This window comes from Butyrivibrio sp. YAB3001, from assembly GCF_900112195.1.
Taxonomy (GTDB): Bacteria; Bacillota; Clostridia; order Lachnospirales; family Lachnospiraceae; genus Butyrivibrio.
This window is the reverse complement of the sequence record NZ_FOKR01000018.1, coordinates 54,314-79,728: the sequence shown is the minus strand read 5'-3', so window position 1 is coordinate 79,728 and position 25,415 is coordinate 54,314. Positions and strand designations below refer to the sequence as shown.

Annotated in this window: 17 protein-coding genes; 14 read left to right on the top strand and 3 right to left on the bottom strand. The window is 34.9% G+C overall.

Annotated elements, in window-relative coordinates; all coding sequences use genetic code 11:
- Nucleotides 1-117: 117 nt before the first annotated feature.
- The 7 genes from dnaA to BM086_RS16275 all read left to right on the top strand — a co-directional run bounded on the left by dnaA (nt 118) and on the right by BM086_RS16275 (nt 10,539).
- The gene (dnaA, locus tag BM086_RS16305; protein WP_092329557.1) at nt 118-1,509 is read left to right on the top strand and encodes a chromosomal replication initiator protein DnaA; all 1,392 of its coding nucleotides are present in this window, start codon (nt 118-120) and stop codon (nt 1,507-1,509) included.
- A gap of 416 nt (nt 1,510-1,925) precedes the next feature.
- A complete protein-coding gene (gene dnaN / locus BM086_RS16300; protein ID WP_092329553.1) occupies nt 1,926-3,035 on the top strand; it encodes a DNA polymerase III subunit beta in 1,110 nt (369 codons plus the stop codon).
- A gap of 63 nt (nt 3,036-3,098) precedes the next feature.
- A complete protein-coding gene (locus tag BM086_RS16295) occupies nt 3,099-3,314 on the top strand; it encodes an RNA-binding S4 domain-containing protein (RefSeq protein ID WP_092329549.1) in 216 nt (71 codons plus the stop codon).
- A complete protein-coding gene (gene recF / locus BM086_RS16290) occupies nt 3,311-4,426 on the top strand; it encodes a DNA replication/repair protein RecF (RefSeq protein WP_092329545.1) in 1,116 nt (371 codons plus the stop codon). The genes BM086_RS16295 and recF overlap by 4 nt, the downstream gene beginning before the upstream one ends.
- A 16-nt stretch (nt 4,427-4,442) precedes the next feature.
- Nucleotides 4,443-6,386, top strand: coding sequence for a DNA topoisomerase (ATP-hydrolyzing) subunit B (gyrB, locus tag BM086_RS16285; RefSeq protein WP_092329541.1), 1,944 nt, complete (start codon nt 4,443-4,445; stop codon nt 6,384-6,386).
- A gap of 156 nt (nt 6,387-6,542) precedes the next feature.
- Nucleotides 6,543-9,065 carry a DNA gyrase subunit A gene (gene gyrA, locus BM086_RS16280; RefSeq protein ID WP_092329623.1) on the top strand — a complete coding sequence of 841 codons (2,523 nt, stop codon included), beginning with the start codon at nt 6,543-6,545 and terminating at the stop codon, nt 9,063-9,065.
- Nucleotides 9,066-9,087: 22 nt separating this feature from the next.
- Nucleotides 9,088-10,539, top strand: a complete 1,452-nt coding sequence (locus BM086_RS16275) for a GGDEF domain-containing protein (RefSeq protein WP_092329536.1) — start codon at nt 9,088-9,090, stop codon at nt 10,537-10,539.
- Nucleotides 10,540-10,622: 83 nt separating this feature from the next.
- Here the strand turns inward: BM086_RS16275 and BM086_RS16270 are convergent, their stop codons facing one another.
- Both BM086_RS16270 and BM086_RS16265 read right to left on the bottom strand, forming a co-directional pair.
- Nucleotides 10,623-12,404 (bottom strand): ABC transporter ATP-binding protein, encoded by a 1,782-nt coding sequence (locus tag BM086_RS16270; protein ID WP_092329532.1) that lies wholly within the window; start codon nt 12,402-12,404, stop codon nt 10,623-10,625.
- On the bottom strand, nt 12,404-14,137 hold the full coding sequence (locus BM086_RS16265; protein WP_092329528.1) for an ABC transporter ATP-binding protein: 1,734 nt from the start codon (nt 14,135-14,137) through the stop codon (nt 12,404-12,406). Before BM086_RS16265 ends, BM086_RS16270 begins: the two co-directional genes overlap by 1 nt.
- A gap of 680 nt (nt 14,138-14,817) precedes the next feature.
- Between BM086_RS16265 and BM086_RS16260 the strand changes: the two genes are divergently transcribed.
- The gene (locus BM086_RS16260) at nt 14,818-15,579 is read left to right on the top strand and encodes an exodeoxyribonuclease III (RefSeq protein WP_092329524.1); all 762 of its coding nucleotides are present in this window, start codon (nt 14,818-14,820) and stop codon (nt 15,577-15,579) included.
- 70 nt (nt 15,580-15,649) lie between these two features.
- Nucleotides 15,650-16,642, top strand: a complete 993-nt coding sequence (locus BM086_RS16255; RefSeq protein ID WP_092329519.1) for an AEC family transporter — start codon at nt 15,650-15,652, stop codon at nt 16,640-16,642.
- 122 nt (nt 16,643-16,764) lie between these two features.
- Here the strand turns inward: BM086_RS16255 and BM086_RS16250 are convergent, their stop codons facing one another.
- Nucleotides 16,765-17,700 (bottom strand): alpha/beta hydrolase, encoded by a 936-nt coding sequence (locus BM086_RS16250; protein WP_092329515.1) that lies wholly within the window; start codon nt 17,698-17,700, stop codon nt 16,765-16,767.
- A 138-nt stretch (nt 17,701-17,838) separates the two neighbouring features.
- Between BM086_RS16250 and arfA the strand changes: the two genes are divergently transcribed.
- The 5 genes from arfA (at nt 17,839) to BM086_RS16225 (ending at nt 25,400) form a co-directional block, all read left to right on the top strand.
- Nucleotides 17,839-19,347 (top strand): arabinosylfuranosidase ArfA, encoded by a 1,509-nt coding sequence (gene arfA, locus BM086_RS16245; RefSeq protein ID WP_092329511.1) that lies wholly within the window; start codon nt 17,839-17,841, stop codon nt 19,345-19,347.
- Between the two features lie 164 nt (nt 19,348-19,511).
- A complete protein-coding gene (locus BM086_RS16240) occupies nt 19,512-20,639 on the top strand; it encodes an alpha/beta hydrolase (RefSeq protein ID WP_175560329.1) in 1,128 nt (375 codons plus the stop codon).
- 178 nt (nt 20,640-20,817) lie between these two features.
- Nucleotides 20,818-21,534: a 5'/3'-nucleotidase SurE gene (gene surE, locus BM086_RS16235; RefSeq protein ID WP_092329502.1), complete on the top strand. Its 717-nt coding sequence runs from the start codon at nt 20,818-20,820 to the stop codon at nt 21,532-21,534.
- Nucleotides 21,535-21,675: 141 nt separating this feature from the next.
- Nucleotides 21,676-23,949 carry a DUF3160 domain-containing protein gene (locus BM086_RS16230; protein ID WP_092329498.1) on the top strand — a complete coding sequence of 758 codons (2,274 nt, stop codon included), beginning with the start codon at nt 21,676-21,678 and terminating at the stop codon, nt 23,947-23,949.
- A complete protein-coding gene (locus BM086_RS16225) occupies nt 23,946-25,400 on the top strand; it encodes a CapA family protein (RefSeq protein ID WP_092329494.1) in 1,455 nt (484 codons plus the stop codon). The genes BM086_RS16230 and BM086_RS16225 overlap by 4 nt, the downstream gene beginning before the upstream one ends.
- The last annotated feature ends 15 nt before the right edge of the window (nt 25,401-25,415 follow it).

Sequence of the window (25,415 nt, the reverse complement as noted above, 5' to 3'; positions counted from 1 at the left end):
TTATTTTTTAGTGTAAAAAAATAAAGTTATCCACATATACACATCTGTTTGATATTTAAATCTAATTAATATAAAATAGTTAAAGTCTAAAATTATGCATTTTTGGGAGTTTTTTTCATGCAATCATCTAATGTAATTACAAACAAATTAAAATCTAATTGGGATATCATCAAAAAACAAATAAGAATAGAATCAGGTATCACTGATATTTCTTATAGAACCTGGATTGAACCTCTTACCATTTATAAAGTAGAGAATAATACTGTTACTATTCTAATTCCACAGGATAATCCGGTTGCTCTTTCATATATAAGTAAGAACTATATGATATTTTTCAAAGTTTCAATTTCTGAGTTTCTAGAAGATGAATTCGAAGTAGAATTTATTTTATCGAAAGATATTATTAATAATGAAGAAACAGATGAAAATGAAGTTAAAAATGAGCAGCAACCTCAGTTTTCAAACAGTATTAACTATGATAGATCAAATCTTAATCCAAAATATAGATTTGATACTTTTGTCGTAGGTAGTAATAATAAATTTGCTCATTCAGCTTCATTAGCTGTAGCGGAGTCTCCGGGAATTACTTATAACCCACTCTTCTTATATGGTGGACCTGGACTTGGAAAGACTCACTTAATGCATTCAATTGGTCACTTTATTTTGGAAGAAAACCACAATGCAAAAGTTCTTTATGTTACTTCCGAACAGTTTACTAATGAAGTTATCGAATCTATCCGAGGCGGTAAAACTGCAAAGCTTCGTGAAAAATACAGAACCGTAGATGTTCTTATGGTCGATGACGTTCAGTTTATTATAGGAAAAGAATCAACACAGGAAGAATTTTTCCATACCTTTAATGAGTTACATCAGGCAGGTAAACAGGTAATCCTGTCATCTGATAAACCACCAAAAGAAATGGAAACACTTGAAGAAAGATTAAGATCTAGATTTGAAATGGGTCTTATTGCAGATATACAATCTCCTGATTATGAGACCAGAATGGCAATCCTGCGTGAAAATGCTAAAGAACAACATAGAAATATAGACGATGAAGTAATAAATTATATAGCTACAAATATCAAATCAAACATCAGAGAATTAGAGGGCGCATTCAATAAAATCATTGCTTACTCAAGACTTAATAACGTTGATATTACATTGGATATTGCTATGGAAGCTTTAAAGGATATTATTTATCCTGATAAATCCAAAGTAATTACTCCACAATTAATAATAGATACTGTATGTGAACAATATAGTGCCAAGAAAGAAGATATCTTTTCTAAGAAGAGAAATTCTGAGATTGTACTTCCAAGACAGGTAATTATGTATCTCTGCAGAGAACACACTGATGCTTCGCTGGAAGAAATCGGTAAACTACTTGGTAAAAAAGATCATACTACAGTAATGAGTGGAATAAACAAAATAAAGAAACAGATAACATTCGATGATGAGCTTATAAAAAACATAGATATTATAATGAAGAAACTCAATCCTTCCTTATAATATGTAGACATATATTATTATTGTTACCTATTCTTAGCGTAACAATAAAAGTTATCCCCTGTCAGAGAATAAATAATTATAGACTTTATATTATTTTTACACTTTATCTACAAAAAATGAATAGTTATCCACAAAATGTGGATAACTATCTTGAAAACTTGTGATTAATCGGGGGATAACATGTGAATTAAGGGTGGATATATTTTTTATATCTCATTTGCTAAAATTTGCCTTGTTTATAACTTTTTAATTTTCAACACCATTTTTTTTGTTTTCAACAACCAAAAATTTGTAAAAAAGCCGCATAAATTGTATAATGGAATAGGTTTTACACTTATCAACAGCTATTATTAATACTTTTATTATTAATTAATAATTATTTTATATTTACGCACGCGAAGGGAGTAAATTATTAAATGAAATTCGTTTGCTCAAAAACTAATCTTGTAAATGGATTACAGATTGTTTCAAAAGCTGTACCTTCCAAAACTACCATGTCTATTCTTGAATGTATTTTTATAGATGTTACAGAAGGAATAATTAAGTTCATAGCAAATGACATGGAACTTGGTATACAGACAATAGTAGAAGGTAACATTTTAGAAAGAGGCTACATAGCAATAGATGCCAAGTTATTGGTTGATATTATCCGTAAGCTCCCAGATAATGATGTAACTATAGAATCTGATAGCAACAATAAGGTGACGATCAGTTGCGAAAAAGCAAAATTTAATCTTATTGGAAGAAAAGGCGATGACTTCACTCATCTCCCATCGATTGAAAAGATAGATGGCGTTAATATTTCTCAATATACACTTAAGAATGTTATTCAAAAAACAATATTCTCAATTGCGGAAAATGATGCCAACAAAATGATGGGCGGAGAACTTTTTGAAGTTGATGGAGAAAACTTAAAGCTTGTAGCTTTGGATGGACATAGAATATCTATCAGAAAAGTAAAGCTCAATGGTAATTTTAATTACAAGAAGGTTATTGTTCCAGGAAAAACACTTGGTGAGATAAGCAAAATTCTTGGAGATAATACTGAAAAAATAGTAAGTATATTCTTTACAGATAAGCATATTCTTTTTGAGTTTGAAAAAACTACAGTAGTATCACGTCTTATAGAAGGTGAATATTTCAGCATCGATCAGATGCTTTCAAGTGATTATGAGACCAAGATAAGTGTCAACAGAAAAGAATTACTTGAATGTATTGATCGTGCAACATTACTTGTTAAAGAAGGCGATAAAAAGCCTGTTATCATAGCTATTACTGAAGGAAAAATGGAACTTAAGATCAATTCAGCAATAGGAAGTATGGATGAAGAAATAGATATTGATAAGCAGGGTAAAGATCTTATGATTGGTTTTAACCCCAAGTTTCTTATTGATGCGCTAAGAGCAATTGAAGATGAAATTGTTGAGATTTATCTTGTAAATCCAAAGGCACCATGTTTCCTTAGGGATAAGGACTCAACCTATACTTATCTCGTGCTTCCTGTAAACTTTACTACAGTTGATTGAGCTTAGTATTACTATAATTTTTTCTTTTGATTGATATATTTTTATAAAAAAGGATTAGTAAAAATGGAAATAATTAAACTCCGCGAAGGTGATGATTTTATTAAACTTGGACAGGCTTTAAAAAAGGCCGGTCTTGAAGGAACAGGAGTTGAAGCTAAGAATGATATTCTTTCCGGCTTGGTAAAGGTCAATGGAGAGGTAGAAGAAAGACGCGGTCGTAAATTATATGATGGTGACATCTTTGAATACGATGGAACTCAGGTAAAGATAGAGAAATGATAATAAAATCATTGGAGCTTGCTGATTTCAGAAATTATGAGACATTAAAAATTGATTTCAGCAGCGGAACAAATATACTGTATGGAGATAATGCCCAGGGAAAGACTAATATCCTGGAGGCAATATTTTTGTCAGCAACAACAAAATCTCATAAGGGAAGCAAAGACAAAGAAATTATTCGTTTTGGAAAAGATGAAGGTCATGTGAGAACTATTCTTGAGAAGGATAATGCAGAATATCGAGTAGATATGCATCTTCGCAAGAATAAATCTAAAGGAATTGCTATAGATGGGCAGAAGATTAAAAAGGCATCTGACCTGATTGGAAGGTTAAATGTAGTATTTTTCTCACCGGAAGATCTTAGTATCATAAAGAATGGTCCTTCTGAAAGGCGCAGATTCATGGATATGGAATTGTGTCAGTTGGATCAGATATATCTTAATAGTCTTTCTAAGTACAACAAGCTTGTTATTGAAAGAAATAAAGTTTTAAAGGATTTATATGAACATCCTGAAAACAGTGTACTTTTAGATGTTCAAGATAAGCAGTTGTATGAATATGGATCAATCATTATCAAGACCAGAGAAAAGTTTATAAAAGATCTTAATGAAATAATAAGACCTATACATGAAAAGCTGACAGGATCCAAAGAATACCTGTCAATTTATTATGAACCAAACGTTACAGCAGATGATTTTGAAAAGAAGTTAAGAAGTGTAAGGCAAAAAGATATTTATGCTAAACAGACAACTGTTGGTCCGCATAAAGACGATTTTTCTTTTATCGTGCAAAAGAAAAAAGACGATGAATCTTTGGCAGAAGGAATTGATATCAGGAAGTTCGGTTCACAGGGACAACAGCGAACAGCGTCACTTTCTCTCAAATTATCTGAGATTGAAATAGTAAAAAAAGCTAAGAAAGAAAACCCGGTACTTCTTCTTGATGATGTTTTGTCGGAACTAGATAGTAACAGACAAAACTATTTATTAAATACAATTGGCGATATTCAGACAATTATTACATGTACCGGACTTGATGAATTTGTTAATAACAGATTTGCAATAGATAAGCTGTTCAAAGTAACAGATGGAACAGTAAGCAGTGAAAATTAAAGAAATGGAGCAAAAAATGAGCGAAGAAGCAGTAAATTATGGTGCCGATCAAATCCAGATTCTTGAAGGACTTGAGGCTGTAAGAAAAAGACCTGGTATGTATATTGGTACTACTGCCAGCAGAGGTCTCCATCACCTTGTTTATGAGATAGTTGATAATTCAGTAGATGAAGCACTTGCAGGTTTTTGTGATCATATCGAAGTAACAATAAATAAGGACAATACGATAATAGTTCAGGATAATGGAAGAGGCATACCTGTAGATGTCAATCATAAATCAGGATTAACAGGTGTTGAAGTTGTATTTACCATTCTCCATGCCGGCGGAAAATTTGGTGGTGGAGGATACAAAGTATCCGGTGGACTTCATGGTGTTGGTGCTTCTGTAGTTAATGCACTTTCTGAGTGGCTTGAAGTTCAGGTTACCAGAGGTGGTAAGGTATATCAGCAAAGATATGAAAGAGGAAAAGTCTGCTACCCTCTTAAGGAAGTTGGAACTGCTCCTGAAAATGTGACAGGTACAAGAGTATATTTCAAACCTGATGCAGAAATATTCAGAGAAACAACAATTTTCGAATTTGGAATTCTTAAGCAGAGACTGCGTGAAATGGCATTCCTTACTAAGGGATTAAAGATAACTCTTATTGATAAAAGAGTTGAGGATGATGAAGAGCCAATTAAGCAGATATTCCACTATGAAGGCGGAATTAAAGAATTTGTGCAATATCTGAATAAGAGCAAGAATGCTCTCTATGAAGATATAATGTATTTTGACGGAAACAAGAATAATGTTCAGGTTGAAGTGTCATTCCAGCACAATGATTCGTATAACGAGAGCATTTATACTTTTGTAAATAATATTAATACTCCTGAAGGTGGTACACATCTTGAGGGATTTAAAGCTGCGCTTACAAAGACATTTAACGATTATGCGAGAGCAAATAAAATGCTCAAGGATAACGAAGATAATCTTACAGGTGAAGATATCAGAGAAGGTCTTACAGCTATAATCAGTGTAAAAATTGAAGATCCTCAGTTTGAAGGACAGACTAAACAGAAACTTGGAAACTCAGAAGCAAGAGGCGCAGTTGCCAATATAGTTGGCGAACAGCTTACTTATTACCTTGAACAGAATCCTAATGTTGCAAAACAGATTTTGGAAAAAGCAATTCTGGCACAGAGAGCGAGAGACGCTGCAAGAAAAGCAAGGGATCTGACAAGAAGAAAATCAGCTCTTGATGGACTTGGACTTCCCGGAAAACTTGCGGATTGTTCTGATAAGGATCCTAAGAATTGTGAGATATTTATCGTAGAGGGTGATTCTGCGGGTGGTTCTGCAAAGACTGCAAGAAGTCGTGCAACACAGGCTATTCTTCCACTTAGAGGTAAAATTCTTAATGTTGAAAAAGCAAGAGTTGACAGAATCTACGGAAATGCTGAAATCAAGGCTATGATCACTGCGTTTGGAACCGGAATTCATGATGATTTCGATATTAGCAAACTTCGCTATGATAAGATAATCATTATGACTGATGCCGACGTAGATGGTGCGCATATTTCAACACTTATGCTTACTTTCCTTTACAGATTTATGCCTGAGCTTATCAAGCAGGGACATGTATATCTTGCTCAGCCACCTCTTTATAAGCTTGAAAAAAATAAGAAGGTCTGGTATGCATACTCTGATGAGGAGCTTGATAAGATTCTTACAGATGTTGGAAGAGATCAGAATAATAAGATTCAGCGTTATAAGGGACTTGGTGAAATGGATCCTGAACAGCTTTGGGAAACTACAATGGATCCTGAGAGACGAGTTTTGCTCAGAGTTAATATGGATGAAGAATCTAAATCAGATATTGATGTAACATTCACTACTCTTATGGGTGACAAAGTTGAGCCAAGACGAGAATTTATCGAGAAAAACGCTAAATTTGTTAAAAATCTTGATACATGGTTCTGATTAATCATGCATAATGTGAATCAAAAAATATAATTTGATCATATTATTAGTTGTTATATAAATGAAAAACTAATAAATTTATGATCAAATAAAAAACATAAGTCATAAAAAAGGAAAAATATAATGGCAGATAATAACAATATCAACAATAATGAAATGCCAGATGATGTTTTTGATAAAACTACTACTGACAGAATAAAGGAAGTTGATCTTCAGAAGACCATGGAATCTGACTATATAGATTATGCCATGAGTGTTATTGCAGCACGTGCTCTTCCGGATGTAAGAGATGGTCTGAAGCCTGTTCAAAGAAGAATATTATATTCAATGATAGAACTGAATAACGGACCGGATAAGCCACATCGTAAATGTGCACGTATCGTCGGCGATACAATGGGTAAATATCATCCACATGGCGATAGTTCAATTTACGGTTCTTTGGTAAATATGGCGCAGCCATGGTCAATGAGATATTGTCTTGTAGACGGACATGGAAATTTTGGTTCTGTTGATGGTGATGGTGCAGCTGCCATGCGATATACAGAGGCAAGACTTACTAAAATCTCCATGGAGATGATAGCTGATATCAATAAAGATACAGTAGACTTTGTACCTAACTTTGATGAAACAGAAAAAGAGCCTTCTATCCTACCAAGTAGATATCCTAACCTTTTGGTAAATGGTACAACAGGTATCGCTGTTGGTATGGCGACAAACATTCCACCTCATAATTTGAGAGAAGTCATAAATGCTGTAGTCAAGATGATTGATAACAGGGTTCTTGAGGATAGAGAAACTGAGATTGAAGAAATTCTTGATATTGTTAAGGCACCTGATTTTCCAACCGGTGGTATTATCTTAGGAACCAGAGGAGCTGAAGAGGCATACAGAACCGGACGTGGTAAGGTTGTAGTAAGAGCCGTAACAAACATAGAGCCTATGCAGAATGGTAAGAACAGGATTGTAGTTACTGAACTTCCATATCTGGTTAATAAGGCTAACATGATTTCAAAGATAGCAGAACTTGTTAAACTCAAAAAGCTTGATGGTATTACTGCCCTTCGCGACGAATCTGACAGAGAAGGTATGAGGGTTGTCATTGAACTTAGAAATGATGTAAATCCTAATATAATGCTTAATAAGCTTTATAAGCATACACAGATGCAGGATTCTTTCGGAATCATAATGCTTGCTCTTGTTAACAATGAACCTAAGGTACTTAGTATCACAGAGATGCTTAAGCATTATATCAAGCATCAGGAAGAAGTTGTAACAAGAAGAACAAAATATGATCTTAATAAGGCAGAAGAAAGAAATCACATCTTAGAAGGCTTGCTCATAGCTCTTGATAATATCGATGAAGTCATAAAGATTATCAGAGGCAGTGAAACAGTAGCTATTGCAAAAGAACAGTTGATGAGCAGATTTGGTCTCACTGACATTCAGGCACAGGCTATTGTTGACATGAGACTTCGTACTCTGACAGGCTTGGAAAGAGATAAGCTTGAGCAGGAACATGCAGAGCTTTTAAAGAAAATCGAGGAGTTAAAAGCTATTCTTGCTGATGAGAAATTACTTCTCGGAGTAATTAGAACTGAGATTACTGAGATAAAAGATAAATATGGTGATGACAGAAAATCACAGATTGGACATGATGACTCTGATATAGATACAGAGGACCTTATACCAAACGTAAATACAGTAATAGCAATGACAAATCTTGGCTATATCAAGAGAATGTCAATTGATAACTTTAAGTCACAAAACCGTGGTGGTAAGGGAATTAAGGGAATCACAACAATAGAAAATGATTTTGTTGAAGATATCCTTATGACCACAACTCATAATTACATAATGTTCTTTACAAATACAGGTCGAGTTTACAGGCTTAAAGCTTATCAGATTCCGGAAGCTTCAAGAACATCAAGAGGAATGGCAATTGTTAATCTTCTACAGCTTGCGCCGGGAGAAAAGATATCTGCAATGATTCCTGTAAAGGGATTTGAAGATGAGGAAAAGAGTCTTTTCATGGTTACCAAAAAAGGTACTGTTAAAAAGACACCTATTACTGAGTTTTCAAATGTTAGAAAGACAGGACTTGCTGCTATCAGCCTTAGAGATGATGATGAGCTTATAGAAGTTAAGACAGTTACTAAAGATGCAGAAGTATTTTTGGTAACTAAGAATGGAATGTGTATTCACTTTGATGAAAACGATGTTCGTTCAACTGGCAGATCCTCTATAGGTGTTAGAGGAATGATGCTTGATGATACAGATGAAATTGTTGGAATGCAGTTAAATACACAGGGGGATTCACTTCTTATAGTTTCTGAAAAAGGATATGGAAAGAGAACAACACTCGATGAGTTCCATAGCCAGTTCAGAGGCGGTAAAGGTGTTAAGTGCTATAAGATTACAGAAAAGACCGGAAATGTAATCGGTGTTAAGGCTGTAAATGATGACAATGAAATCATGATGATAACTAATGCAGGTATCATTATTCAGCTTAGAATGGATGAGATTACTGTTCATGGACGAGTTACATCAGGTGTTAAGATGATCAATCTTGATAAGGGTGTAACGGTTGCACAGATTGCTAAGGTAAGAGAAAAGATTTCTGATGGTGATCATGATATCGATAATATAGATGATGTACCTGAAGAAATAGAGGAAGATTAAATTAGGGGCAAATGAGGGGTCAATGAATATCGGACTATTAGTTTCGGAATTAGAAGATAAAGAGGTTAAAAAGATTTGTGTCGGTGCATACCAGGCAGCAAAAGATAATGATATTACGTTATGTATCATGCCTGGTAAGTACCTGGTTTCAGATGAAACTGAGACAAATTTATACGACTATCAGTATTTATCAGTTTTTGATTATGCTGTAGATTTTAGTTTTGATGCGATAATAGTCGATATTGAGAGAATTGGTAAAAATGCTCCAATTTTAAAAAGAGAAGCATTTTTAAATAAATTTTCCAATACTCCTCTCCTAACTCTAAGCGAGCAGGAAGGTTTTACTTCAATAAATGAAGTTGATGTTGAAAAAGAAGGTTTTGAACAGCTTGGATATGAAGCTGTAGTAGATGCAATTCATTATGCATCCACTAAAAAACTTCCTGAAAAATCAGAGCTTAGGAATATAGATTTTGTCTATACTGAAGATAATGAAGGAATGTCCTGTCTTGCAAAATTAGGTTATAAAACACTTCATAAAAAATATCCTTCAGAAAAAGCTTATGATGCCTTTGCACAGGAACTTGCGTGTGAAGATATTAAGAATTTTTCTGTAATGTTATATGATAAGAAAATCAATAACACTGTTAAATATTGGTGGGCAAGGCCAGACAGCATTGTTATTAAATCAAATATGGCTGATGGTGTTATAACGGATTATTCTGATAGTGACAGAAAAATATGGACTGATCACATTATCAAAAATGTTACAGCAGATAAGCCGTCAATTCTTATTGCCGGAAGCCTCTTTGTAGGTGAGTATCAGCTTGGTCTTGTAATAACTGACTTCACCAAGAATATGCTATCTGATTACTTTTTTGACTGTCTTACAAGTCTTTTGACAGGAGTTTCAAGAGTATCATATCTGGAAAAAGAACTTAAAAAGAAAAATGAAGAGCTCTATGAAGTTCAGGAAGAACTTGCAAGAGATGATTCAGTACTTGATCACATTGGAGATCAGGACTATCTTACCGGTGGTCTTAACCGAAGAGGATTCTTTGCTAAAGCTTATGATCTGTTAAAAGAGAAATTTAGACCGGGATCATATGCAATAGTTGCATATATCTACATGGATTCATTAAAAGTGATAAATGAGATGTACGGGCATGAAGAAGGCGACAGAGCTGTCAGAAGAGTATCTCAGGTTTTGGAGGAAGTATTTAGCGACGGTATCTATGGGCGAATACGAGGTAATGAATTTGCTGTTATACAGATAACTGAGGAAGAGACCAAGGCTGAAAATTTTAGGCAGGAAATGTCAGCACAAAATGTAAAACTCTTAGATGAACCAAGCAGATATATGAATAATCTTCAATATTCAATCTGTGAATTTAGTTATGATGATAATCTATCACTTCGTGAAATGTTAAAAGAAACGGATGAGAACCTTCAAAGAGTAAGAAGAGATTTATAATTTAAAGTATAAAAAAAGACGGATTATGACCGTCTTTTTTATTGCATATATAATCTTGAATGAATCAGACTCGATGGTAATGTTTATGCAAACTGTGCCATATAAAGATCGTAGTATGCACCATGTTTTGCAATAAGTTGATTATGATTGCCGCTTTCCATAATGCCGCCATTATTTATGACGAAGATTCTGTCAGCATTTTTGATAGTAGATAAACGATGAGCAATTACAAAGCTGGTTCTACCGGATAATAGAGTCTGTATACCTTTTTGTACAAGCATTTCTGTATGAGTATCGATGCTACTTGTAGCTTCATCAAGAATGAGTATTTTAGGCATTGATATCATGGTTCTTGCAAAAGCGAGCAATTGCCTTTGTCCGATGGAAAGACCTGCGCCACGCTCTTTTAATTCAGTATCATAGCCTTTTTCCAGACTCATAATAAAATCATGAGCGTTAACTGCTTTAGCTGCGGCAATCATCTCCTCTTCTGTCGCATCTAATTTTCCATACATAATATTTTCTCTGACAGTGCCATGGAAAATGAAATTATCCTGTGTCATTACTCCCATTTGTCTTCTGAGACTGTTAATAGTAATGTCATCTAATTTATGGCCATCAATGAAAATATTACCCTTTTGTATATCATAAAATCTGCTGATAAGATTAACGATTGTTGTTTTTCCTGCACCGGTTGGACCAACAAGTGCTATGGTTTCACCAGGCTTTACATCAAAATTAACATTTTCCAGAACTTTTGTCTGAGCATCAGTTCCTTCGTCATATGTAAAGCTAACATCTTTAAATGATACACTTCCCTTTATATCCTGAAGGTCTAAAGCATTTTCTTTATCTACAATTTCAGCCTTAGTATCAAGTACATCAAAGACTCTTTCTGCAGCAGACATATTGGTTATAAGCTGATTGTAATAACCTGATAATCCCATTATAGGATTCCAGAACATACCTGAATAACTTGCAAATGCTGTAATAAGACCGATAGATGCGGAAGTATATCCGAGGATTTTAACCGCAACCAGATAAAGAACCATACTGCTGATTGCCCAGCTCATATCTATTGAAGGGCCAAAAAGATCTGATGCTCTGCATGCAGCTATATATGCATCTCTATGAGCATTTGCAAGTTCTTTAAAAGTCTTTTTTGTCTCATTCTCTGCATGAAAACTTTGAACAACTGATATACCTGCGATATCTTCATGAACATATGCGGTCATGTTTGAAGATTTTTTTCTTACATCCTGCCATCTGGTATGATTTACACTTCTTATCCAAAACACACTAATGACCATTAATGGAAGGGATGCCAGACATCCTAAAGCTAATTTCCAATCCTTGATCATCATAATGATAACAACGCCGACTACAGTGATAAAGTTAGGAATAAGATTTGTTATTGTATTAGACATAACGTCCTTCATGGAATTGACGTCACCAATTATTCTTGCAAGTATCTTACCTGTTGGTCTGTTATCAAAAAATGTAAAAGAAAGAGTCTGGATATGTTCATAAAGTTCATTACGAATATCCATCAAAACCGTATTAGCAACTTTGTTCATAAGATACATTCTTAGCTTAACAAAAAGAATATATATGATTCCAAGAACAACGATGATGCCTGAAATAAAAAGAAGTCCGTTAATGTTTTTATTTGCAACATGAACATCTATTGCATATTCAATAAGCAGAGGGCTTATAAGACTTATCAGTACAGTGATACCAAGAGAAATAAATACAGGTATAATCTCAAAAATATGGGGCTTTAAGTATCTTATAAGTCTAATAAAAATTTTCTTTAGGTCAGTATTATTAATTTTTTCATCTTCGCGAAATGAGTTAGCAGCCATTATGCGCTCACCTCCTTTAAATCGGTCTCGCCATATTGAGCAATATATGTGTCATAATAGAGACCTTTTTTTCTTAAAAGTTCTGAATGTGTTCCGCGCTCGGCAATCTTACCATTTTTGAGATATATGATCTCGTCTGCATTTTTTACAGCAGAGATTCTGTGAGCAACAATGATTCTTGTTGTGCTCTTTATTGTATCGAGCGTCTTTTGAATTTCTGATTCTGTTTCCATATCAAGTGCAGAAGTAGAATCATCAAGTACAAGTATAGGAGCATTCTTTGAAATAGCGCGGGCAATACTGATTCGTTGTTTCTGTCCGCCGGAAAGACCTACTCCTCTTTCACCGATTACAGTTGAATAAGAATCATCGAGTTTTTCAATGAAATCAGAAGCTTTAGCCATTTCAGCGGCTTTTTTAATCTCTTCCATTGTCATATCTTCTCTTCTGCCCATTCTGATATTCTCTTCAATAGTATCGGAAAAAAGAAATACATCCTGCATGACAACAGCTGAAGCACTTCTAACCTGTTCAAGTTCTAATGATTTGATATCGAAATTATCAAAACTTATAGTACCTTTACTTGGATCATAGAAACGTTGAAGAAGGTTAATTATTGAGGATTTACCTGATCCGGTCTCTCCCATTATTCCAAGTGTTTTACCTGCTGCTACAGTAAAGCTTACATCACTTAGTATTTCTTTTCCTCCAAGATTAAGAGAAACATGATTAAAATTGACATTTCCCTTAATTCTATCCAAATGAATAGGTGAAGGATTGTTATAAAGTGTTGAATGTTCGTCATAAATCTTTTTAATTTTTTTAAGTGAAGCTATTGAACTTGAAAACTGATTTGTAATCCATCCAAGTTCTTCCATTGGCCATGTACTGTTTCTTACGTAGATGATGTAAGCAGTAAGACTTCCAAGAGTCATGTTTCCTTTAATTACTGCTATTCCACCAAGTACAGCGCAGGCAACAGGAAGAAGTGTACCGGAAAGCATAAATACCGGATAAAATTTGATAAGAGCTTTAGTCTCCATCATATTTAGCTGGTAGAATTTCTTGTTATGAACAGAGAATTTTTTTATCTCATAATCTTCTCTTGCAAAAGCCTTAACTGTACGCACACCGGCAAGATTTTCCTCAGCAATTGTGGTCATTTCAGCATTTTCCTCGCTGATGTCGTCATAAACTTTATCAAGTTTTTTTTCCATGATTATTGCAGTTGCTCCGCAGATAATCATAAAAATAAGCGGTAAAAAAGTAAGAGGTACATTGATAGAAAACATAAAATACAAGATCAGAATGGAATTAAGAGTAACTTCCATGCCTCTCATAGCGACCATACCAACCAGATTGTAGATTTTATCAATATCATCCTTTACCCTTGCCATCAGCTCACCAGTGTTGGAATCATCAAAGTAATCAAGAGAAAGTCCTTGAATATGGTCAAAGAGATCCTTTCTCATTTCAGTGCCGATGGTTATACAGTTTCTATCAAATGTAAATTCTCTGATATAACCAAACACACTTCTGCCAACACCAATTAAAAGTATCGCTCCAAGTAGCATTGGGAAACGGCTTAAATCATTTTTTATAATAACTTCATTTACGATAATTTCTGTTACTTTCGGGAACATCATGTCAAGGCCAATGGCGATTATCATAAAAACAATTGCCATTGTATATGTTGCCCAGTGCTTTCGCACATAATATCCTAGTGTCTTCAATTGTTCCTCCTCTTTTCCTTTAGAGATTTATTAACTAAAAGGCATATGTTACTGAAAGTAATCGCACAAATACAATTAATTGCTGCGAATCTATTGCAACAATTAATAAGCAAGCAATTAGATTCTCTATCAAGTCGACTTTAAATGATCTATTTGATTATGATAGTCAATAAATCAATCGGAAAATAATTTTTGTCAAATAAATAATTCTCGGGTCGTGAATTTTTTTACGTAAATAAACGCAAAAAAATCCTCAGGTAAAAATCAATTTACCTGAGGATAATATGTCACATTAAATTCAGATGCAGTAAAAATTGGACTTATCTGAATATACTTACCCGAGGTAAAGAGATAGATGTGAAATTAACATGAAATAAATTCGCCACTTTATTAAACATTTTCGTTACCTCGCTTTCTTTAAAATTTATCAACTCGTAGCTAAGTTGATATGAAGATTATTGGCTATAAAAATCATTGTGTCAACCTTAAATTTCTAAATATTTTAAAAATTATCAAAATTGATAATCAAAATACTTGTTTTGATACTAAAATTGTGAATATATTAGTAAGGTAAATGAAAATTGTATATGTTCAAACATGAAATAACAGAAACGCATATTTACTTCGGTTTTCGTGAGAACATGATTCATTCAAGATAGCATATTATAATTGGAGCGATTATGGAAAAAAAATTAGTATCATGGAATGTTAATGGACTTAGAGCATGCGTTCAAAAAGGATGTTTTGATGAATTTATGGAGGCAGAAAAGCCGGATGTCATATGTCTTCAGGAGACAAAACTTCAGGAAGGTCAGATAAATATTGATATTCCAGGTTATGAACAATACTGGAACTATGCAGAGAAAAAAGGTTATTCAGGAACTGCGATTTTTACAAAGGAAAAGCCAATATCTGTAAGCTATGGATTAAATATTCCTGACCATGATCATGAAGGAAGAGTCATAACGGCAGAATATAAAGATTATTATCTTGTAACTGTTTATGTTCCCAATGCAAAAGAAGATTTATCAAGGCTTGAATACAGACAGGTGTGGGAAGATGATTTTCTTGCTTATATTAAAAATCTTGAAAAAAATAAGCCTGTAATATATTGTGGTGACTTAAATGTTGCTCATAAAGAGATTGATCTAAAAAATCCTAAGACCAACAGAGGACATGCCGGTTTTACGGATGAAGAAAGAAGCAAATTTGATAACGTAGTTAATTCTGGATTGGTAGATACTTTCAGACATTTTTATCCTGATCTTGAGGGAGCTTATTCCTGGTGGTCATACAGATTTCAGGCAAGAGCTAAAAATGCTGGGTGGCGTATAGATTATTTTATTGTTTCAGAATCCATACTTCCAAGAGTTAAAGATGCAATAATATACAAGGATGCACTTGGTTCAGATCACTGTCCGGTTGGGATAATAATTTCTTAAGCTATTTACATTTATGATCTAAAAGAGTATCTTGTTTTTTGGTTTGAATAAAAAAGCAGGAGAAATGACAGTGAATAATCTGATATTTAGTTTAAATGCAACTCTTCCGATTTTTCTTTTAATGGTGCTTGGTTATTTTTTTAATAAGATTCACATCATTGATGAAAAATCAGCAGCATGGATGAATAAGTTTGTATTTAAAATTGCACTTCCGGTATTGTTGTTTGAAGACCTTGCAGGTCAGGATTTTGCAGGAACATGGGATGGCAAATTCGTAGGTTTTTGTTTCTTTGCGACTATTTCGAGTATTTGTATTATTTCACTTATCGGAAAGCTTTTTATAAAAAACAGATCAGAAGCCGGAGAATTTATACAGGGGTCTTACAGGAGCAGCGCTGCTCTTCTTGGTATTGCATTTATTCACAATATTTATGGCGAAGCAAGTACAGGAATGGCACCTCTCATGATAATTGGGAGCGTGCCACTCTATAATATTTTTGCAGTTATTGTTTTAACGGTAACAGCACCAAAATCAGCTATTCTTGGAAGATATACAAGTGAAAATAACAGCGATGAAAATGTAAAAAAAGAACTTGTAAAAAAGACAATAAAAGGAATACTTACAAATCCAATCCTGATAGGTATTTTCTGTGGCTTATTATGGTCTCTTGTAAGGGTTCCAATGCCTACAATAATGGGAAAAGTAGTAAATAATATAGGTGATCTTGCAACTCCGCTTGGTCTTATGTCAATGGGAGCGACATTTGATTATAAAAAAGCTGTAAACAAGCTAAAACCGGCAGTTACTGCAAGTTTCATAAAACTATTCTTACTTGTTGCCATCTTTATGCCTTTAGCAATACTAATAGGATTTAGAGATGAACAGATAATATCTCTTTTGGTTATGCTTGGTTCAGCGACAACAGTAAGTAGTTTTATAATGTCAAAGAACATGGGACATGAAGGAACGCTTAGCAGTAGTATCATAATGATAACAACATTTGGATGTTCTTTTTCTCTGACATTCTGGTTATTTGTCTTAAAATCGTTCAGATTAATATGATGATTTGATTTAGAAATGAAATAAGCCTTTAAGCAAAGTTATTTGTAAGTGTAAACAAACACAATTGACTTTGCTGAGAGGCTTATTTTGATTGATTAATGTATAATGCTCATCTTTATATATTAAGCATCTAAGAATTTATAATGTTCAAGGAAACTGTCAATTTTTCCCCAATAGCTTACAGGATCTTTTACCACATTCTCAATATGCCCTGCACCAGCAATCATGCAATACTGTTTAGGACAGTTAGCTGCTTCATAGAGTCTTGAGCACATGTTAGGATCTATGAACGTATCGTCATCACCATGTATGAAAAGAGTTGGTGTTGACGAATGTTTTACTGCATCAATAGGATTAACCTTATTGATATCAAATCCTGATCTGAAATAGATGATAATCCTTGAAAGAAACAGCGCAATTGGAACCGGAACAAAGGATCCCTTGAAACTCTTATAGGTATGCGCAAACTGTTCGCGGAGTGTTGCATATGCGCTGTCTGCAATTGCAGCATTTACATTTGAGGGAAGTTTTTCTCCTGTTGTCATAAGTGTTGTAGCTGAGCCCATGCTCATTCCATGCAGTATTATTTTAGCGTCAGAATCTCTTTTTATTATCCAGTTTATCCATTCAATAATATCTAATCTGTCATCATATCCATAACCTATATATTTACCTTCACTTTTCCCAAAGCCTCTAAGGTCAGGAAGAAGACAGTTTATATCCTTGTCATGGTAGTGCTTTGCATATACTCCGTTTGCTTCATGATTATCCCAGATTCCATGAATGATGATCGCATATTTATGGCTTTTATTCTTTGAAGGAATATAAGAAGCGTGAAGTTTTAGATTATCTAAAGACTGGATGTACATATCCTGTCTAAGAGGATGATTTCGTACATACATACGTCCTTCAGTTATAGAAGGGTCGAAATCTTTGTCTTCATCTGTATGTTGATGTGGAACAGATGAAATCTTATAAATATAATCGCTAAAAGCGTATAATCCACCGAATAGTGCGGAAAAGAAACCAAGTTTAATCAGTGCTTTTTTTGAACTCATTTTTATCTCCAATCTTGTAATTAACTTACCTACATATTAACATTTTTTTTAGAAATAATTATTTTATTTCCATTTTCTTTTTATAAATAATGTATTATATTATTTATGTGACATTAAATTATTTTAGAGGTATTTAAAATGAAAAAAGACAATAAAGTTCAGGTATGCATTGATCGTGACTTTACAATAAGTAAAGTTGACGAGAGAATTTTTGGTTCATTCATTGAGCACCTTGGACGTGCAGTATATGAAGGAATCTACCAGCCGGGTAATAAATTTGCAGATAAAGACGGATATAGAGAAGATGTAATAAAGCTTATTCAGGAAATAAATGTTCCGATTGTAAGATATCCCGGCGGAAACTTTGTATCAGCATTTAACTGGGAAGACAGCGTTGGACCTAAGGAAAGCAGACCACGCAGAATAGAGCTTGCGTGGGGAGTTGTTGAAACTAACCAGTTCGGACTTGATGAATTCATGAACTGGTGCAAAAAAGCCGGAACAAATCCTATGTATGCAGTAAACCTTGGCACAAGAGGAATAGAAGATGCCAAGAATGTTGTTGAATACTGCAACATGAAGAGCGGAACTAAATACAGCGACATGAGAATAAAGAACGGGGTTAAGGATCCATACGGAATCAAGCTCTGGTGTCTTGGAAATGAAATGGATGGCCCATGGCAGATGGGACACTTAACAGCAGAGGAATATGGACGTAAAGCTGACAGAGCAGGTCAGATCATGAAACTTGTTGATCCGACAATTGAGACTGTTGCCTGTGGTTCATCTAATCTTACAATGCCAACATTTGGTAACTGGGAGCGCACAGTTCTTGAAAATGCGTATGATAACATTGATTATCTCTCACTTCACCAGTACTACGGAAATGGTGAGAATGACACTCCTAACTTCCTTGCAAACAGTGTGGCAATGGATCAGTTTATCAGTCAGGTTGTCAGCATCTGCGATTATGTTAAGGCTATCAAGAGAAAGAAAAAGACAATCAATCTTTCTTTTGATGAATGGAATGTATGGTATCATTCAAATGAACAAGATAAAAAGCTTGATAAGTGGGTTGAGCATCCTCATCAGCTTGAGGACGTTTACAACTTTGAGGATGCGCTTTTAGTTGGCTCAATGCTTATTACAATGCTTCGTCATGCTGACAGAGTAAAGATTGCCTGCCTTGCACAGCTTGTAAATGTAATAGCTCCAATTATGACATCTGATACAGGCGCATGGAGACAGACTATTTTTTATCCATATATGCAGACAAGTGTTTATGGACGCGGCGAAGTTTTAAACACTGTTGTAAAAGTTCCTACATATGAATCCAAGCACGGTGATGCTCCATTTGTTGACTGCGTAGTGGTAAACGATGAGGAAAATGAAGCAGTTACTCTTTTTGCAGTAAACAAGAATCTTGAAGATGATTTTGAACTTACATGTGATCTTAGACAGTTTGCAGATTACAAGGTTGTTGAGCATAGCGTTCTTACTCATACAGATCTAAAGGCTGTCAACACAGAAGAAAATCCTGATAATGTAAAGCCTTCTGATAATACAAAGGCTTGCAAGATTGATGGCGGTATTCTTACAAGCACACTTCCTGCAAGAAGCTGGAACGTGATTCGTCTGGTAAAATAAAAAAAGATTATTAAAATCCTGAGAGGTGAAAACTTTTCAGGATTTTTCTTTTTCCTAACAAAGCAGTATTTAAGCAATATAAAGCTATATCTAATTATCAGGAAAAGAGCTATAGTGCTAAAATAGGCATGTTGGAGATTATTTGTTACGGGAGGTACATGTCTGTGAAAAGACAAAAACTATTAGTGGGAATAATGGCATTGCAACTGTTGTTTACAGGGTGCGGCCAGGTAAGTGAAAACAAAGCTATAGAAAATGGGGATGACAATATGGTAAAAGAGACAGTACAGGAAAACACAGAAAATCAGACAAATGAAACAGTAGAAGAAAATGTAGCAGAGAACGGTTCAGATGAAAAAACAGACGGAATTGCACAGGCAATAGAGCAGGAAACATCTGAAGTAGACACAGAGGTTGTTGAAGCAGATGCAAGCGAGGAGAAAGTTCCTACTGCAGAAATCAGTGATAGCCTTATTCCGGTGAAATACAGCAGTCTGAGATTTGATGTTGATAGCAAGATTGAGCACATTGAATATACTTCAAAGGATTATTTTGGCGATGGCTCAGAAATAACCAAAGAAGCAAATGTTTATCTTCCTGCCGGATATAGCGAGGATAAGAAATACAATGTTCTTTACCTTATGCACGGAATTGGCGGCGATGAAGCAGAATGGGGAATGACAGGGTCAAGCTCAAAGGTTAAGATGATCATGGACAATCTCACATATTATGGTGATATTGAACCATTTATCGTTGTAACTCCTAACGGAAGATCAGCTGCAAATCACGCAAAAGAAGGCTCAGATTATAATTCATTTTATTGCTTTGGTCAGGAGCTTAGAAATGATCTTATACCATATATTGAGTCTCATTACAGTACATATGCAGAATATAGTAATGAAGGCTATGATATGTCTGCTACAAGAGAACACCGTGCCATGGCAGGTCTTTCAATGGGAGGAATGCAGACTATAAATATTGGTATTGGTGAATGTGTAGATCTGTTTGGATATTACGGAGCATTTTCAGCTGCGCCAACAAGTAATCCGGCAGCTAAGACAGCAGAGATACTTAAGGATAATGAGTATCCAATCTACTATTTCTACAATGTCTGCGGAAAGAGTGATAATGTAGCTCTTGCAGCACATTCAGCAGCAGCCAAGACACTTCCTGATGTATGTGACCAGTTCGTTGATGGAAAGAACTATATGTGGCAGGAAGTTCCTGGAGTACATGACTTTAAAGTATGGTATTTAGGATTTTACAATTTTGCACAGCTCCTATTCAAGTGATGAGTTTAAACGGTTTGTTTTACCAAAAATTAAGATGGGTAAAGCAAACCGTTTTTATTGATGCAACTGTTATGTATATGAAAGCAACCAACACGAAAAGTTTTCTGAAAAATTGATAAGTTGCATTAAAAAGGCTTGTGCGATACGATTATTATGACTGCGGTAAAAGGAGATTTTTATGAAAAAAATATTGATAACTAACGATGACGGAATCGAGTCTGATGGTATAAGAAGACTTGCCCAGGCAGCAAAAAAATTTGGTGATGTTTGGATTGTAGCACCGGAAAGTCAGAGAAGTGCAGCTTCTCACAGTATTACCTTAAGACATCCGATTGACGTTCATCCCCATGAATTTCCTGTTGAGGGCGTTCATGCTTTTTCGTGCAGTGGAACTCCGGGTGATTGTGTGAGGGTGGGAACACTTAACATTATGCCGGAGAAACCTGATTTTGTTTTTTCAGGAATAAATTTCGGATATAATGTTGCGTCAGATATCCAGTATTCAGCTACAGCAGGAGCAGCTTTTGAAGGTGAGTTTCAAGGATACCTTTCAATCGCATTTTCAGAGGGAATGAATGGATGCCATGAAGTAACTGATAAATATCTGGAGGACATAATAAAAGAGCTTATAGAAAAGCCTTATGTTCAGGGACAGATATGGAATGTTAATTTTCCGCAATGCAAACTCGAAGAATGTAAAGGTGTTTTAAGAGACCGAAAGGTATCAAGGAAATCTTTTTTCACGGATAGTTATAAAGCTGTTGAAGAGTTTTCAAATGGCGGATTGAGTCTTATGGTTGATGGAAAGTATATGCCGTCTTCCGAAGATGACACTGATTACGGCGCAGTCCTTGATAATTATGTATCTGTCGGAATAGTAAGAAACATAAGCTGAGACAAAATCTGCATTCCTGCGAGGATTATTGAACAGACAAGAATTCAATCTAGTTCGAACATACTTTAAAATATTAAAATTGATAGAAATGATCCGGATTATTTCGAGATATTGAACTAGTTATAAAGGGAGGCAAAAGTTATGAAAAAAAGAGTATTAACCATTTTAATGGCAATGGCACTTGTTGTATCGGGGTGCAGTTCGATACCTACAGAAACAGATGAAACATCTGATACTTCTGAAAAAGACAACTCAGAAGAAAAAAATGAAAAAAAGGAAGAAAACACTCAAACAGAAGTTACCGAAAAATCGGATGAGAATAATGAAGCTAGTATTCCTAATGTATCATCTGCGGAATCTCTGCTTGGGGATTCAGAGATAAAGTATTACGATGAAAACCTTGTTCCTTCGATTCCCTCATATAAAGTAAATGAAGACTTTTCAAATATAGTATATGAGGAAAATCTTGATTATATTTTTAATCTTGAAAATCAAAATGAATATAATGATGTTAAGGAACTTAGAGAATCTCTTATAAAAAACAATTTTGCAGTTGTGAGATATGGAGCGGACGAGTTTTTCGATATTTACGAAGGAAACCGCTATAATATGTATCCAAGTTTTGTTACTGTAGATTCCCTGATGCATACTTACCATCTATATTTTGCATATCTCATGAAGCAGTCTGAGAAAACTTATCTTAGCGATACATTAAAGACTCTGACCAGTGATATGCTTAACGAATTGGCAGATCAGTATGAACAGTTAAAAGGAACTGATTTTGAAAAAGCTGCCCTCAGAAATCTGGCGTTTTTCAATGTTGGAAATATGCTTCTGGATGAGAATGCGCAGGCTCCGATAAATAATGATGAATTCATAAGTATGTGTAAAGATGAGTATGATAAGATAATGAGCGCTCAGGGCATAGGCACATGTCTTTTGAATGATAAGGAAGAAGACTATACTCAGTATAAGCCAAGAGGATATTACGACGGTGACGAGCAGCTTGAGCACTATTTCCGTGCAATGATGTGGTACGGAAGAATTCCTTTCGTGCTTGATAATGAAGATATGGTAAAAAGTGCGCTTCTTCAGACTATAGCAATTTCCAAGCATAAAGAAAACTGGGAAAGCATATATAAGATAACAAGCTTTTTTGCCGGAAAATCAGATGATACAGGCTTTTATGAATTTTCAGAGCTTGTAAATGATATTTATGGAAAAGAACCTGAAGTTTCCGAGCTTTCAGATACCTCTAAAATTTCAGCATTATGTGAAAGCGCTAAAAAACTTAACCCTCCGGCTATAAACTCTATCCCGGTTGAGGACGGTGAAAATCCTGTTATTGTATCCTATAGATTTATGGGGCAGAGATTTACAATCGATGCAGCTATAATGCAGAGACTTGTATATAGCTCAGTTGGCGCAAATAGTAATGGCGATAACAGATATCTCCCTGATACACTTGATACAGCAGCAGCGCTTGGATCAGAGGCTGCTATGACTATTCTTGAGAAACAGGGTGATACTGAATATAAGAATTACACAGATAATCTTCAGCTTTTAAAAGAGCATTTTAATAACGATGAACCGTCTTTATGGAATGCTAGTCTATATGCAGGATGGCTCAACACATTGAGACCTCTTTTTGAGAAAAAAGGCGAAGGCTATCCATCATATATGCAGAATGATGAGTGGGAAAAGAAAAATCTTGAGACATTTGCAGGTTCATATGCAGAGTTAAAGCACGATACCATTCTTTATGCCAAGCAGGTAATGGCTGAGATGGGTGGCGGAGATGAAGAAGTTTATGATGACAGAGGATATGTTGACCCGCAGCCTGTAATCTACAGCAGATTCAAGTTCCTTTCAGAAAAGACTAAGGAAGGCCTTGAAGGCTTTGGAATGCTTGAAACTACAGCAAAAGAAGATCTGGAAAAATTATCAGAGATTGCAGGAACTCTTTTGACAATATCTGAAAAAGAGCTTAGAAATGAAGCTTTAACTGATGATGAGTATGAGTTTATCAGATGCTATGGCGGATATCTCGAACATTTCTGGATGGAAGTAAATAAGGATAAATATGATGGTAATCTTGTATACAGTTACCAGGCACCATGCCCTGTAGTTGCGGATATTGCGACAAATCCTAATGGAGAAGTTCTTGAGGTTGGTTCAGGGGATGTTGATCTAATATATGTTGTATTTCCAATTGATGGAGAATTGCATGTAGCTCGCGGAAGCGCATATTCGTTTTATCAGTTTACCGTGCCAATGGCAGATCGCATGACTGATGAAGAGTTTCAGAGAAGCCTTTCAGGCGGGTATATTGATGATGATTACAACTGGGTAGAATATGAAAATAAGCCTGAGCAGCCTGAATGGACTAATAGTTATCGTATAGGTAAAAGATGATAAAGATACAAAAAGTATCGATATTTAATAAAAATATCAGGTGGCTACTGCTATTCTTAGGAATAGTAGTAGCTATTTGTATTGGAAAAATTTTTATAAAAAACAATTCAATTCCCGGTTGGGTAAAATGGAATGATAAAGAGATAACATTCCAAAATAATGCTTTTACCATTAAGCTATTTGAAAAAAAAATTATTGTATTTGACACACAAAAAAATGAAGTATTTAAAACGGAAAATAAGCTGAAAGTGCAGGATGTAATTCTTTCTGATATAGATAGAGACGGAAAAGAAGAGATAATAGCACTTGTCTGGAAGAAAGGTAAATTTGGAAAACACAGGCCTTTTTGGATAGAAAAGGATGAAGAAAAATACTCTCAGCATCTTTTTATTTATAGAGAAAGTAATGACGAAAAAACAATTGTGCCCATGTGGTTTGCATCCGATACAGGGCTAAGGATTAAGAGAATAAAGCCTTTTGAAAAGAATAATTCCATAATAATGGTTGAAGATATTGATGATGAAACCACACTCTGGGCATGGGATAGCTGGGGACTTAAAAAAATTGACAACACAGTGGAAATTGTGGCTTTTGGCGATAACATCATTCACGAAGCAATTTATAGATATGCTGCAAATGAGAAAAATGGAAGTTTTGATTTTTTATATGAGCCATTTAAGGAGGAAATAAAGAATGCTGATATTGCAGCAGTTAACTGCGAGACAGTTCTTGTGGATAATAAGAATAGCGTGAGTGGATATCCCATATTTGGTTCACCTGTGGAAGTTGGAGAAGCCTTGATAAATGCAGGATTTAATGTTATTTCCTGTGCAAATAATCATGTGTTGGACAAGGGAAAGAATGGAATTGATCTTACAAAGACATTTTTTGATAATCATGGGATAACATGTATTGGAATTCAAAACAGCAATGATACTGAATACAGACCATATGAAATCATGCGTAAAAACGGTATCTCTATATCAATGTTTTCTTTTACCTATGGAACAAATCAGGGAGATACAAGTAAAAAATATCCGAATATGATTCATTATCTTCCAAGAACAGAAAACGAAGAAGAAAAGCTTTTGCAGGATTTAAGAGAAGCTAAAAAAGAATCAGACATTATAATGATATTCGTGCATTGGGGCGATGAGTACAAGGAAGAAATAACAGATTATCAGAAGCATTTCGCTGATCTTTTTGCAAAAGGCGGAGCTGACATTGTCATAGGAAGTCATCCGCATGTTGTACAGAAAGTAGAAACTCTTGAAAGAGAAAATGGTGGCAAAACAATTGTTTATTATTCTCTTGGTAATTTCAGAGCCAATCAGGGACAAAGTGATTCAACCAAAAAAGGAGCAGAGGCAAAGATAACGCTTTCTTATACATTTGATGGAGCCAGGATAACTGATAATGAACTGATTGAGATAAATTCTTATTGGAAGTAATATCTCTCGTAGTTT